Source organism: Sphingomonas sediminicola (assembly GCF_014489515.1).
GTDB classification, from domain to species: Bacteria; Pseudomonadota; Alphaproteobacteria; order Sphingomonadales; family Sphingomonadaceae; genus Sphingomicrobium; species Sphingomicrobium sediminicola.
This window is the reverse complement of record NZ_CP060782.1, coordinates 2,013,176-2,026,309: the sequence shown is the minus strand read 5'-3', so window position 1 is coordinate 2,026,309 and position 13,134 is coordinate 2,013,176. Positions and strand designations below refer to the sequence as shown.

Sequence of the window (13,134 nt, the reverse complement as noted above, 5' to 3'; positions counted from 1 at the left end):
CCGAGCACCCCTCGCACAGGGGCGGAAACTTTAGCGTCCAAAACGGGACAAATAGGCGTCTCCTAACTTTGGATAGCTAGGATGAGCCTGCTTGTGCGCTACTTGTGAGTTGGGTGAAAACCCTTCCTTCGAGCGAGGAGCGCGGCTTTGTTCGCGCTCCTCCAGAAAAGAAGGAGAAGCGGCCCGACCCCGGGGATTTCGCTTGGGGATCGGACCGCCCCCGCGAGGTCGTCGCCCGGGCGCTGCGACAGGCGTTCGAGCAACAGCCTCAAGCGACTCTATACAGCCGTTTGCCTCGGGGGGGTAGCGGCGAGCGGGTGGGACCTGCCGACGCTGTCGTTGCTAGACGATTCAAGCGGCCGACAGGCCCCACGCCGCACCTAACCCAGATAATGTAACCCAGCGATTAAAATCGCGGTATTTCAGGCGTCGCTCTTTGCGCCCCCATTTCTTCTGTAACTGCCATCGGCCGACACGCAATTGTGTTTAGTCTCCAGCGCGTTACAGGAGCGTCATGAACAAAGTGCCGTCCGCTGTCCGAGCCTGAACTTTCGTCCCTTCCGTTTCTTCGGGGCGGCGGTGAGATGGGCGAGCGGATCCGCGCCCATGACTGGGCGAGCACGCCGTTCGAACATCCGCGTTCGTGGCCGCATTCGCTGCGTTCCGCACTGTCCGTCTGCCTGCATTCAAGCTTTCCTACGGCGATCTATTGGGGCTCGGAGCTTCGGCTTCTTTACAATGATGCCTGGGCGCCGATCCCTGCAGAACGTCATCCGTGGGCGCTCGGTCGGTCCGGTGCCGAGGTCTGGGCCGACATCTGGGACGTTGTCGGTCCTCAGTTCGAGCAGGTGATTGCTACGGGCAAAGGCTTCTCCACCTATGACCAGCTGTTGTGGATGGAGCGCGACGGCGTTCCGCAGGAGACCTACTGGAATTACAGTATTACGCCTCTGCTCGACGACGAAGGAACCGTCGTTGGCATCCTCAACCAAGGAAACGAAACGACCGATCGCGTGCTTGCGGACAGGAGGCGCGCGGCGGAGATCGAGCGGCAACGCAGACAGTTTCAACAGGCTCCGGGTTTCATTGCGGTCCTCAATGGACCCGAACATCGCTACGAATTTGTCAATTCGACTTACACACGCCTGTTCGGCGAGCGCGATTACCTCGGCAAATCGGTCGGCGAATTGTTTCCGGAACTCGAAGGGCAGGGAATTTTCGAGCTGCTGAACCGGGTTTACCAGACAGGGGAACGGTACATCGCGGAGGCCCTTCCGGTCAGGCTAAACGTCCAGGACGGAGCAGCCGGGAACGAGCGTTACCTCGATTTCATCTATGCGCCGGTCACTGATGAAGACGGTTGCGTCACGGGCATCTTCTGCGAGGGCCACGACGTCACCGAAATTCACCGCGCACAAGAGGATCTGCGCGAGCTTAACGACAGCCTGGAACGCCGGGTTGTCGAGCGGACAGCGGAGCTCGAACAGGCGCAGGAGGCTCTGCGCCAGAGCCAGAAGCTGGAGGCCATGGGGCAACTGACCGGCGGCGTCGCGCACGATTTCAATAACTTGCTGACCCCCATTATCGGCAGCCTCGACATGCTCCAGAGGCAAAAAGTCGGGAACGAGCGGACCCAGCGCCTGATCGAAGGTGCGCTGCAGTCGGCCGACCGCGCCAAGACACTTGTTCAGCGTCTCCTGGCCTTCGCGCGAAGGCAGCCCCTCCAGCCTGTGGCCGTCGACGTTGCCGGGCTCGTTGCGGGAATGGCAGAACTGGTTGAAAGCACTTCCGGACCGCGCGTGAAGGTCGAGGTCGTCGTTGGGTCCGATCTTCCCGCTGCTCGAGCGGACGCCAATCAGGTGGAGATGGCGATTCTGAATCTCGCGGTGAACGCGCGCGATGCGATGCCGGACGGCGGGAAGCTATCCATTGTTGCCTCAAGCCAGCTGATCGAGCGCGGGCACAAGTCAAAGCTTCCACCCGGCCAATATATTCGCCTGGCTGTTTCTGACACTGGTGTTGGTATGGACCGGCCGACACTGGACCGCGCAATCGAGCCGTTCTTCAGCACGAAGGGCATCGGCCAGGGAACGGGGCTAGGCCTCTCCATGGTGCACGGACTGGCTTCCCAGCTTGGCGGGGCGCTCACCATTTCAAGCCGACCCGGCGTCGGGACTTGCGTAGAACTATGGCTTCCGGTCGCGGGTGAAGAGGCCGCGTTGTCCGAGGAGAGCAGGGAGCCGGAGGCTTCCGCTGGAGCCGGAGAAGTTCTCCTGGTCGATGACGAGACCCTTGTTCGCGCCAGTACAGCCCACATGCTTTCCGAGCTCGGCTTCACCGTGACGGAAGCGGGATCGGCGGAGGAGGCTGTTCGGATCCTGACGGGCGGCTTCCGTCCGGACCTTCTAGTCACCGACCACCTCATGCCCGGAAAGAGCGGCACGGACTTGGTCAGAGAGGCGCAGGAGATTTGGCCGGAAATGCGGGTCCTCATCGTTTCCGGATATGCCGACGAGACCGGAATTGCTTCGGACGTTCCCCGCCTCGTGAAGCCGTTTCGCCATTCCGATCTTGCCGCGAGCGTTACCTTGGTAATGAGCTGACGTTCACGTCAGCGCGAGCGCGGTGCTGCTCGCGAGAAGGTCCACCGCGGACCGCCGCTACAGCGGACTCCCCGTAACGTTGTCGTTTTTGCGGCCTCCAAATCGCTGAGAAGGCGGTCGATCTCCCGTCCACGGAGGTCGTCAGGCTCGCCTTCATTCCCGAGCCGGGCGATTGCCATGGCAACGATGCGTCGGAGGATGCCCCTGGGTGCGCCCGGGTCGCGATAGACGATTTCATTGTCGTTCTCTTCGACGAACCCGGCCCAAACCTGGACGGAGGCCCACTCGAGCGCTTCATCACTCCACGCTAGATTTTCGGCGCTGCGGGCGAGCGCTTCGGGGTCCAGCCAGTCGGCCGCAGCCAGCGCCTGCCGGATTCGAATTCGCTCGAAGCGCTCATCCAGATTGCTGGGATCGGCGACCGGTTCGACGCCTGCTTCGCTGCAGACGCGCTCGAGTTCGGCCCGCCGCCAACTCAGCAGCGGCCGTAGCAGCGCAAAGTCGGGATAGCCCGGCACCTTCGACTTGCGGCGCATCCCCGCCAGGCCGCGGACGCCCGACCCCCGGTTCAGCCGCATCACCAGGGTCTCCGCCTGATCGTCGAGATGGTGTGCGGTCAGGAGTGCGCCGAGGCCGCGTTCGTGCATCCATCCTGCGAGCGCGCCGTACCGAACCGCACGTGCCTGCTCCTGAATTGCGGACGCAGGCGGCAAGTCCCATTCGATTGTGAGGATGGCGTGCTGGACGTCCATCGCCTCGCACAGGTTCGCGACCATTTCGGTTTCCGCGGCGCTTTCGGGTCTCAAACCATGATCGACAGTGGCGGCCTCAAATTCACTCGGCCGTGCCGATGCAGCAAGCAGCAGGAGCGCCAGGCTGTCCGGTCCACCGGAGACGGCGACCCCGAACCGCGTACCTGGCTCGATCAGCGTGTCGAGATCGGCGCGGAATCGATCAACGAGCGCGACATTGGGGACCATATATGGCCCTTACGTCATGACTTGCACTTTGCCTGCGTTTTCGCGGTGGGGAGCATCTTCTGCAGGTCAGCCCGCATGTTCGAGCCGTACACTGCTTCCAATTCTCCGTAGGCCTTGCAGGCCTGGCTTGGCTGGTCGAGCTTCATCAGCGATTGGCCGAGGTAGAAGAGGCTGTCCGCTGCGCGCTCACCCTTCGGGTTTCCGCGATAGTTGGCGAGCAGGACTTCCGCGGCTGCACGCGCCTCGCCCTTATCTAGCATTGCCCGGCCGGCGAGATTGTTCGCCCAGCTCGTCCGGCGATGATTCGGATAGGCAGAACTGAAGGCGCGCAGGGCGCCGATCGCCTCGTCGTACTTCCCGGCCTTCCAGAGCTGGTAGCCGGCATCATAGGCTTCCTCGGCCGGGTCGGTGTCCGTCGATGCGACGGCTGCAACTGGCTTCGGCGTGGATGATTTGCCGGCAACGGCTGGTTTCGGCTTCTCGGACGCTGGTTCGGATGCGGTCACAGTTGGCGCTGGTGTCCCGGCGGCAAGGCGGCTTTCCAGTGTTGAAATCCGTTGTGCGCTCGCCTCGCGCTCCTGCTGCAGGGTCGACTCAAGCTGGCTGATGCGTCGGCCGTTTTCTTCCTCGGCGCGCAGCAGGTCCGCGATCTGGCGCTCCAGCGCGACGATGCGGTTGTCGAGATTGATGACCGACGCCTGGGTTGCGGCAGGCTGCGGCTGCGCGGCCGAATATTGCGGCTGGACCTGCGCCGCCGCGGGCGCGGTGACCAGAAGCGTTGCGGCTACGGTGCTGAAAAGTACGGTTCTCATGTTCCCTCCCCGCGGGAAAATCTATTCGGAACAGTCGCCTAAGCCAAGCGCGGAGTGCAGTGGATCAGGCGCGAAAAGCTAACCCGCGCTGTTCTGCACGGGCGGCGTCGCAGGTGCCGATGGTGTCGTGCCAGCGCCGCCACGCATGAGGTCGGCCGGGGCAAGGCTCACGTTAGAAGCCACCTTGCCGGGCGTACCGACGGGCGGCGCTACGGCCGAGCCAACCGTGACCCGCAGGGCTTCGGGCTTCCCGGCCTTAAGCAGAGGCGCGGTCGCCGTTTGCGGAACGGTGTAGCTCTGGCCTGCTGCAAGCTCGCCCGAGAACAGCGTCTTGCCGCCGTCGGTGATCTGGATCCACGCGGCATCCGTCGCCGTGAGAACCACTGCGCCGCTCGCGGCCTGGGCCGGCTGCGGTTGCGGTTGAGCCGGCTGTGTCTGAACCGGACCGGCCTGCTGCGTCGGCGCAGTTGCGGCTGCTTCGGGCGCGGGGGCAGCCGCTTCGGGCTCGAGTGACCGGTTGTTCAGCCAAGTCATTACGACAACGAGCAGCACGATTGCGCCGATTGCCGAAAGAACGAGCCAGCGCGGCATCGTCCGCGCCGGGTCGGCGGGTTCAAAGACTTCGGGGCTGCCAGCGTCGAATCTCTGCCCGCCCATCTCTGCCCGGAGGTCGTCGCCGATCTCGGTCCGGTCGAGGCCGATGGCGCTCGCGTAACTCTTCGCAAATCCGATTGTGTAAGTTGGCGCCGGGAGCTTGGACCAGTCGCCGGCCTCCAGATTTTCGAGGTGCCGCAGCGGGATACGCGTCTGTGTAGCGATGTCCTCGAGGGACAGTTTCTGCTTCTCACGAGCCGCGCGAAGCCGCTCTCCAACCGCCGTCGTCTGGATGATGTCGTCGCTCTGTTCCGTCATCCGCTCCAACCCGAAATTCCACCCGCTTGTCGAAGTCGGGGCCCTAGCTGTCAACCGCCGTTTCGGACCGCCTCAGCCAATCGATACCTTATGCCGCCGGGCCCAGTCCGAAAGCGCCTTCCGCATGTTCGCGGGCGGGAGATCCAGCAGTTGCTCCATCCTGGTCCGGATGCGAGCGGCGTCGAGCGAACGGATCATCGCCTTGATCGGTCCGACGGCTGCCGGAGTGATCGAAAGCTGCTCGATCCCGATTCCGATCAGGGCCATCGCCTCAAGGGGCGGCCGCCCATTTCGCCGCACACGCGCACCGGAACGCCGGCCTCGCGCGCCTGCTTGTTCACTCGCCTCAGGAAGCGGAGGATCGCCGGGCTCAGCCAGTCGTAGCGCTCGGCGAGCCGGGGATCCGCCCGGTCCGCAGCGAACAGAAATTGCGTGAGGTCATTTGTGCCGATGGAAAGGAAGTCGACATTCGGAAGCAGCAGGTCGAGCATTTCGGCCAGCGACGGCACTTCAAGCATTGCTCCGAACTCGACCTTTTTGGGGAGTGGTCGCTTCGACTTGCGTGCCCATGCGAGTTGTTCCTCGAACAGCTTGCGGGCTTCGTCATATTCCCAGGGTTCCGAGATCATCGGGAACATGACGCGCAGAACCTTGCCGCCCGATGCCTCGATTAGCGCGCGGGCCTGCGCTTTCATAAGGGTCGAGCGGTCGAGCGAGAGACGGATCGCCCGCCATCCCATGGCCGGGTTCTCGGCCTCGTCGCGAATGTCGGTCAGGTAGGGGAGAGCCTTGTCGCCGCCAATATCGACCGTTCGGAAGACGACCGGCTTGCTGCCCGCCGCGGCGAGAACTTTCGAGTAGAGCCTTTGCTGGCGATCCCGGCCGGGAAGGGTCGCCGAAACGAGGAATTGGAACTCGGTTCGGAACAGCCCGATGCCGTCGGCGCCCGACGCGTCGAGATTGACGGCGTCCTCGGCGAGGCCCGCATTGACCATCACGCTTATCGGTAGATCGTCTAGCGTGACCGCGGGAAGATTTCGGACCGCTTCATATTCGGCACGCCGCTTCTGCCGCGTCGCGAGCCGATGTTCGAAACCGGACAGGAGGACCTTGCCCGGCCGGACGATTACGCTGCCGTTGTCGCCGTCGACGAGGATCTGCTCGCCTTCCTCGACGCTGTGGCGGATGTCGGTCAGTCGTCCGACGACCGGCACTCCCATCGCCCGAGCGACGATGGTCATGTGCGCGGTTAGCGACCCTTCCTCGAGCAGTACAGCCTTCAGCCGGCGGCGGTCGTATTCCAACAGCTCGGCCGGGCCGAGGTTGCGGGCAATCAGAACCGTATCGCGCGCAAGGCCGGTCTGGGCCGCCGTTCCGAAGCGCCCGGACACGATCCGAAGCAGCCGGTTCGACAGGTCCTCAAGGTCGTGCATCCGCTCCTTCAGGATCGGATCGTCGATATCCTGCATGCGGGCGCGAGTGCGCTGCTGGACTCGCTCGATGGCCGCCTCGGCCGTCAGGCCGCTGTCGATCGCCTCGTTGATCCGCCGCGACCAACCCTCGTCGTAGGCGAACATCTTGTAGGTCTCGAGGATCTCCTGATGCTCACCCGCGGTGCCGAACTCGGCCTCCTTGGTCATCGCATCGATCTGCTCGCGCATCTTGCGGAAGGCCGAGTAGACGCGGTCACGCTCGGCCTCGATGTCCTCTGCGACTGTGTGCTCGACGACGATGCGAGGCTGGTGGAAGACCGCTTCGCCCTTCGCCATTCCGGCGACAAGCTTGAGTCCGGCGAGGCGCAGCGGCCCAGCGCTGCGGAGGCGGCTTCGCCTTGCCCCATCGACCAGCCGCGCGGCCGCGATCATCTCGGACAGGACCATCGCGACCGTCTGCAGCGCCTCGATCTCGACGTCCTCGTAGCGACGCGGTTCGGCATGCTGGACGGCAAGCACGCCGATCGGGCTTTCGAGCCGGACGATCGGAACCCCGGCGAAACTGTGGAAGCTCTCCTCGCCCGTTTCCGGACGGTAGGCGAAGGCAGGATGGTCTGCCGCTTCGGCAAGGTTCAGGATCCGGCCTTCAGCGGCAATCGTGCCGACGAGGCCTTCGCCCATTCCAAGCCTCGTAACGTGCACGGCTTCCTTGCGAAGGCCATGGGTCGCAAAGAATTCGAGCTTGTTGTCGCGAAGAAGATAGATCGAGCAAACTTCGCTCTGCATCGCCTCGGCGATCAGGTCGACGACCTTGTCGAGCTTAGCCTGCGCGCTGCCGCGGCCGGCCATGACTTCATGCAGGCCCGTAAGGATTTCCCGGGCGGAGGCGGCAGCGCTCAGCGGCATGGTCGAGCGCTAACAGATGCGCTGCGCCAATGTCACGCGGTTGCTAGTCGAAAGCTAGTATGTACCCAGCTGTTCGAGCGGATCGACTTGTATTTCTTCGTACGACTCCATCTCGATTTCCTGCCAGAGTAGGTCGATCATCTTCGCGAGTTCACGTACGTGCGGGACATCATGCCTCTGCACGTAGCGATACTTTTCCGAAAGCATCGAAACCTCGGCGAGGATCAGCCTCACCGTTTCTCCGTGCCGGTCGAGCGAGGGGATCGCCTCGTAGGCGTCGAGCTCCTTTGCGCGGAGAATGCTGTCGGAGGCGATCACAGGAGCCTCGCAATCAGATCCGGCTTCATTCCGGAGGCGCCCAGCAAATAGGCCCCGCAAGCCACGGCGACGACCAGGACGAAGATCGCGACCCGCCGCCACCAGTTCGGTCCCTCGGTCTCTTCGTCGTCGCAGACGGTCCACTCTTCCGCCGTTGGATCGGCGGCTTCTGCCGGCTGCGGCGTCTCGATTTGCCAGTCGCGCTGGCTGATCCCGGCGACAAGCGTGTGCTTCTCGACGTTCAGAGCAGCACGCTCCAACTCCAGCACATTGCCGAACACTCCATCGTCGTGGGCGGTCGGAACCTTCGCCAGATAGTCCTCGAGGCTTCGGTCCAGTGCGACGAGATCGTCAACGGCCTCCAAGGCGACGCGCCGGTCGCGTCGTTCCATGGCCAACTGCAGCCGAATGACCTTTAGCGTGCTGGCGCGGATCAGCATCAGACCCTCGGCCAGGTCCTCGCTCCCGATCGAAGGAATCGTCCGTTCACGCGTCGCGTTTGCCGGCTGCATGGTCCACCCCCTGAGTCGTATCAGCGAGGGTACGCCTGAAGGGGCTATCCGTGCGCTTCGGTCCGAGGAATTAACGCCTGACTGTTGGAGTTGCGCGATATTTTGACTTCTTAACCCGTCTATTGGACCGATTTGACGTCCTCGGTCTTGTCGGCTGCGACCTGCACGCTCTTGATGTTGGTGAATTCGCGGATGCCGAAGGATGAGCATTCTCGGCCGAAGCCGGAATGCTTGACGCCGCCGAACGGCATGCGCGGATCGGAGCGGACGTTGTCGTTGACGAAGCTCATGCCTGCTTCAAGTTCTTGTGCCGCGATGCGGCGGCCGCGCTCGAGATCGCCGGTCAGGACTCCGGAGCCCAGGCCGAACTCGCTGTTGTTGGCGATGCGGATGGCGTCGGCTTCATCGTCTGCAGCAATGATCGCGGCGACCGGGCCGAAGATTTCCGCGTCATGCGCCGGTTGGCCCTCCCGGACGTCGGCGAGAACGGTCGCCGGATACCAGGCCCCCGGACGATCGGGCACTGCGCCCCCGAGCAGGAGCCGAGCGCCATTGGCTACGCTCTTCTCGACCTGCTCATGGATATCGTCGCGAGCTTTCTCGCTGACCAGTGGCCCAAGCTTCGTGCCTTCTTTGCGCGGATCGCCCATCTCAAAGGCGCGCATGGCCTCGACGATGGCGGTCTCGAACTTTTCGAGGATCGGGCGGACGACGATGAAGCGCTTGCCGGCAATGCAGCTCTGGCCGCCGTTCACCATTCGGGCGGTCGCGCAGATCTTCGCTGCCGCTCCGATGTCGGCGTCTTCGAGGACGACGTAAGCGTCCGACCCGCCAAGCTCTAGCACACACTTCTTGAGGACCCCGCCCGCCGCGGTCGCGACGCTCCGTCCTGCAGCGATGCTTCCGGTTAACGTGACTGCGACGATATTGTCGTCCTCGATCAAGGCCTTCACTTCGCTGCTCGGGAGGAGGAGGGTACGGAAAAGATCGCGAGGCACGCCTGCCTCGTGGAGCACTTCCTCGATCGCCAGCGCGCAACCGGGAACATTGCTCGCATGCTTCAGCAGTGCGCCGTTGCCGGCCATCAGTGCGGGCGCAGCGAAGCGGAAGACCTGCCAGAACGGGAAATTCCACGGCATGACCGCCAGCACGACGCCGAGCGGATTGAATGTAACGAACGCCTCGCCGCCACCGACGTCCACCTGTTCGTTCGCGAGATAGCCCTCCGCGTGTTCAGCAAACCAGTCGCAGTGAAAGGCGCATTTCTCGACCTCGGCGCGGCCGTCGGTGAGCGTCTTGCCCATTTCCTCCGTCATCAGCGCCGCGAATTCGTCCTTGCGACGCCGGAGAACCTCCGCCGCCTTACGGATGACGGCCGAGCGTTCGGCGAAGGAGGTTCGGCGCCAGGATTCGAACGCCTTTCGCGCAGCCGCCGCGGCGGCCTTGGCGTCGCCGGTGCTAACCTCTTCGTAAGTGCGTCCGGGTTGGCCGGTAGCGGGATTCACCGTCTGAATCGTCCGAGTCTTCGCGTCGGTTTCGCGTTCGGTAGTGACCTGGTCCGTCATGTGCGCTTCCTCGTTCGCGCTATCCCCGGCTTTCCAATGCTGCGGCAGCTTCGTCGATCAATTCGCGGATGATCTCCGCAACCGGTTCCTCGCGGGTGACCATGCCGACAGACTGGCCGGCCATGACCGAGCCCGTCTCGACGTCGCCATCGATCACCGCGCGGCGAAGTGCGCCGGCCCAATAATGCTCGATCTGGAGCTGGGCCTCGGCCATCTCGATCGCGCCTTCGTCGAGTTTTTGCGCGACCTCACGCTGCTTGGCGGCAAAGTTCTCCATCTCGCGGTTTTTGAGCGCGCGGACGGGGATGACGGGCAGCCGAGGGTCGATCTGGACGGACGGGATCGCATCGCGTGCGGAGGCACGGATGAAGGCCTTCTTGAAGTTGGCGTGAGCGATGCTCTCGTTCGCGCAGACGAAACGGGTGCCGAGCTGGACGCCGACCGCGCCCATCTCGAGATAAGCGGCGACCGCCTCGCCGCGTGCGATGCCTCCAGCGATGAAGACGGGAATGTCGTGACTGACGTGCGGCAGGATTTCCTGCGCAAGCACGGTCGTGGAGACGGGTCCGATGTGACCGCCGGCCTCCATGCCCTCGATCACGATGGCATCGACGTTCGAGCGCATCAGCTTCTTGGCAAGGCTAAGCGCGGGGCGAAGGCCATCAGCTTGGCGCCATGCGATTTGATCTTCTCGATCGCCTTGCCCGGCGGAAGGCCGCCTGCGAGCACGATGTGGCCGACATCGTGCTTCACGCAGGTGTCGATAAGCTCGAACAACTGCGGGTGCATGGTGATCAGGTTGACGCCGAACGGTCGCTTGGTGCGCGCCTTGGTCTCGGCGATCTCGGTGTCGAGCAACTCAGGCGTCATTGCGCCGCAGGCAATCACGCCGAAGCCGCCGGCATTAGAGATCGCGGAGACGAGGTTGCGCTCGCTGACCCAGCTCATCGCGCCGCCCATGATCGCAAAGTCGCAGCCCAGGAACTCCGTCCCGCGATGCATCAATTCCTTTAGTCGCGCATGGCCGACCGACTGGTGGACGGCGCGGGGTTCGGCGATCAGGCCTTCCCCGCTCATGCCGCAGCACTCTGGTCGTCGAGGCCGAAGGCCGTGTGAAGCACGCGGACGGCCAGTTCCAGTTCGTCTTCTGCAATCAAAGCACTCACCTTGATTTCGGACGTGGACACGGCGAGCAGGTTGATCCGCCGCTCGGCGAGGGTTTCGAACATTTTCGCCGCCAGCGCCGGGTTTGACCGGATGCCGACGCCGACAATGCTGACCTTCGCGACCGATGGGTCCTGCACGAGGTCGGAATAGCCGATCGCGTCCTTGCGCTGTTCGATCACCGAGATCGCCTGGGCGAGGCTAGCGCGCGGAACTGTAAAGGTTAGGTCGGACGAGCCCGTGTTCGGCGTCGCCGCATGGACGATCATGTCGACCTGGATTCCGGCCTCCGCGATCGGACTGATCGTGGCGGCGACCGTGCCCGGCGTATCGGCGATGCCGGTCAGCGTGATCCGTGCCTCGTTCCGGTCGGCGGCGATGCCCGCGATGAGGTTTCTTTCCATCTCCGCTCCTGAAAGTTCGGCAACAATATCCGTGCCGGGCTTGTCCTCGAACGCTGACAGAACGCGCAAGGGCATGTTTTCGCGCATTGCGAGACCGACCGAGCGGACCTGCAGTACCTTGGCTCCGACGCCGGCTAGTTCGAGCATTTCGTCGAACGTCACTTGGTTGAGCTTGCGCGCGTTGGGCACGATGCGTGGGTCGGTCGTGTAGACGCCGTCGACGTCGGTGTAGATGTCGCAGCGGTCGGCCTTCACGCCGGCAGCGATGGCGACGGCCGAGGTGTCCGATCCTCCGCGGCCGAGGGTGGCGACACGGCCGTCCTCACTAACACCCTGGAAGCCTGGTATGACGGCAACGGTGCCGCCCTTGAGTGCTTCGTCGAGGGTTGCGGATTCGATCGCTTCGACGCGGGCATTGCCGTGGACGCCGGACGCCCGGACCAGCTGCCAGCCCATGAAGCTGCGGGCCTTCACGCCCATGTTTTGAAGGGTCATCGCCAGCAGGCCGGACGTGACCTGCTCGCCCGACGCGACGACCACGTCATATTCCTTGGGATCGCTAAGCGCCGCAGCCTCGCGGCACAGCTGCACGAGCCGATCCGTCTCACCCGCCATGGCCGAAACCACGACCAGCACCTCATTGCCCGCCTCGGCCTCGGCCTCGCGTCGCACGCGACTCGCCACGTTGCGGATGCGCTCGATGCCCGCCATCGACGTGCCGCCGAATTTCATGACGATGCGAGGCATTGGGCTCCTTGGGTGATCGGGCGCGCCCTGTTAGGAGGCGACTATGGCGGAAACAAGCATCGTCCGAGAAGAGATTGAGCAGTTCGGAAAGCTCGCCGGGGACTGGTGGGACCCGAAGGGCGCGTCGGCGATGCTGCACAAGCTCAACCCGGTGCGGCTGGGCTACATCCGCGACTGGATCGACCAGCACTGGGCGCTCGACGAGCACAGCCGCCGTCCGCTGGCAGGAAAGACTGCACTGGACGTGGGCTGTGGTGCCGGTTTGCTGGCGGAGCCATTGGCGAGGCTAGGGGCGAAGGTCACGGCAATCGACCCGACGCCAGAGCTGATCAGCGTCGCCCGCGACCATGCGGCAGGTCAGGGCCTCGACATCGACTATCGCGTGTCGGCGGTTGAAGGCCTTGACGGTACGTTCGACCTGATCACGTCGATGGAAGTGATCGAGCATACTGCCGACCCACAGCAATTCCTCAACGACCTGGCGGAGCGGCTCGCACCGGACGGCCTGCTGATCATGTCGACCCCGAACGCGACGGCCTGGTCGAAGCTGATCACCATCACCCTCGCCGAAAGGTTCGGAGCGATTCCGAAGGGCACGCATGACTTCGACAAGTTCATCGCGCCGGAGCGGATGAAGCAGTTGCTGGCCAAGGCCGGCCTCAAATGCCTCGACGTCGAAGGCCTCGCCTTCAGCCCGACGCGCGGGCTCCACTTGAGTGAGGATTTGCGGCTCAATTATTTGCTGGCTGCGACGAAATAGGCTTATTGCCTATGTCTG

General features: G+C 63.7%; 9 protein-coding genes and 2 pseudogenes. 2 read left to right on the top strand and 9 right to left on the bottom strand.

The window, feature by feature from the left end:
* Positions 1-584: 584 nt before the first annotated feature.
* Entirely contained in the window at positions 585-2,603 is a 2,019-nt protein-coding gene (locus H9L14_RS10955) for a PAS domain-containing protein (RefSeq protein WP_187708125.1), read from the top strand.
* 8 nt (positions 2,604-2,611) lie between these two features.
* Here the strand turns inward: H9L14_RS10955 and tilS are convergent, their stop codons facing one another.
* The 9 genes and pseudogenes from tilS to H9L14_RS10910 all read right to left on the bottom strand — a co-directional run bounded on the left by tilS (position 2,612) and on the right by H9L14_RS10910 (position 12,356).
* Positions 2,612-3,583, bottom strand: a complete 972-nt coding sequence (gene tilS / locus H9L14_RS10950) for a tRNA lysidine(34) synthetase TilS (protein WP_187708124.1) — start codon at positions 3,581-3,583, stop codon at positions 2,612-2,614.
* Positions 3,584-3,597: 14 nt separating this feature from the next.
* The gene (locus H9L14_RS10945; RefSeq protein WP_187708123.1) at positions 3,598-4,395 is read right to left on the bottom strand and encodes a tetratricopeptide repeat protein; all 798 of its coding nucleotides are present in this window, start codon (positions 4,393-4,395) and stop codon (positions 3,598-3,600) included.
* 78 nt (positions 4,396-4,473) lie between these two features.
* Complete coding sequence (locus H9L14_RS10940; RefSeq protein ID WP_187708122.1) at positions 4,474-5,307, bottom strand: helix-turn-helix domain-containing protein; 834 nt, start codon at positions 5,305-5,307, stop codon at positions 4,474-4,476.
* Between the two features lie 72 nt (positions 5,308-5,379).
* Positions 5,380-7,646, bottom strand: a pseudogene (ptsP, locus tag H9L14_RS10935) (phosphoenolpyruvate--protein phosphotransferase).
* Between the two features lie 54 nt (positions 7,647-7,700).
* Complete coding sequence (locus H9L14_RS10930) at positions 7,701-7,964, bottom strand: hypothetical protein (RefSeq protein ID WP_187708121.1); 264 nt, start codon at positions 7,962-7,964, stop codon at positions 7,701-7,703.
* Positions 7,961-8,476 carry a hypothetical protein gene (locus tag H9L14_RS10925; protein ID WP_187708120.1) on the bottom strand — a complete coding sequence of 172 codons (516 nt, stop codon included), beginning with the start codon at positions 8,474-8,476 and terminating at the stop codon, positions 7,961-7,963. The genes H9L14_RS10930 and H9L14_RS10925 overlap by 4 nt, the downstream gene beginning before the upstream one ends.
* A gap of 119 nt (positions 8,477-8,595) precedes the next feature.
* A complete protein-coding gene (locus H9L14_RS10920; protein WP_187708119.1) occupies positions 8,596-10,041 on the bottom strand; it encodes an NAD-dependent succinate-semialdehyde dehydrogenase in 1,446 nt (481 codons plus the stop codon).
* 19 nt (positions 10,042-10,060) lie between these two features.
* Positions 10,061-11,043, bottom strand: a pseudogene (locus H9L14_RS10915) (NAD(P)H-dependent flavin oxidoreductase).
* A gap of 71 nt (positions 11,044-11,114) precedes the next feature.
* Positions 11,115-12,356: an aspartate kinase gene (locus H9L14_RS10910; RefSeq protein WP_187708118.1), complete on the bottom strand. Its 1,242-nt coding sequence runs from the start codon at positions 12,354-12,356 to the stop codon at positions 11,115-11,117.
* A gap of 43 nt (positions 12,357-12,399) precedes the next feature.
* Here H9L14_RS10910 and ubiG point away from each other — a divergent pair, with 43 nt between their 5' ends.
* Positions 12,400-13,116, top strand: a complete 717-nt coding sequence (ubiG, locus tag H9L14_RS10905) for a bifunctional 2-polyprenyl-6-hydroxyphenol methylase/3-demethylubiquinol 3-O-methyltransferase UbiG (protein ID WP_187708117.1) — start codon at positions 12,400-12,402, stop codon at positions 13,114-13,116.
* Positions 13,117-13,134 lie beyond the last annotated feature (18 nt).

Bases quoted from the DNA above. Each gene is read 5' to 3' on its own strand.
- H9L14_RS10955 (WP_187708125.1), top strand. From the start codon at position 585: ATGGGCGAGCGGATCCGCGCCCATGACTGGGCGAGCACGCCGTTCGAA.
- tilS (WP_187708124.1), bottom strand. From the start codon at position 3,583: ATGGTCCCCAATGTCGCGCTCGTTGATCGATTCCGCGCCGATCTCGAC.
- H9L14_RS10945 (WP_187708123.1), bottom strand. From the start codon at position 4,395: ATGAGAACCGTACTTTTCAGCACCGTAGCCGCAACGCTTCTGGTCACC.
- H9L14_RS10940 (WP_187708122.1), bottom strand. From the start codon at position 5,307: ATGACGGAACAGAGCGACGACATCATCCAGACGACGGCGGTTGGAGAG.
- H9L14_RS10925 (WP_187708120.1), bottom strand. From the start codon at position 8,476: ATGCAGCCGGCAAACGCGACGCGTGAACGGACGATTCCTTCGATCGGG.
- H9L14_RS10920 (WP_187708119.1), bottom strand. From the start codon at position 10,041: ATGACGGACCAGGTCACTACCGAACGCGAAACCGACGCGAAGACTCGG.
- H9L14_RS10910 (WP_187708118.1), bottom strand. From the start codon at position 12,356: ATGCCTCGCATCGTCATGAAATTCGGCGGCACGTCGATGGCGGGCATC.
- ubiG (WP_187708117.1), top strand. From the start codon at position 12,400: ATGGCGGAAACAAGCATCGTCCGAGAAGAGATTGAGCAGTTCGGAAAG.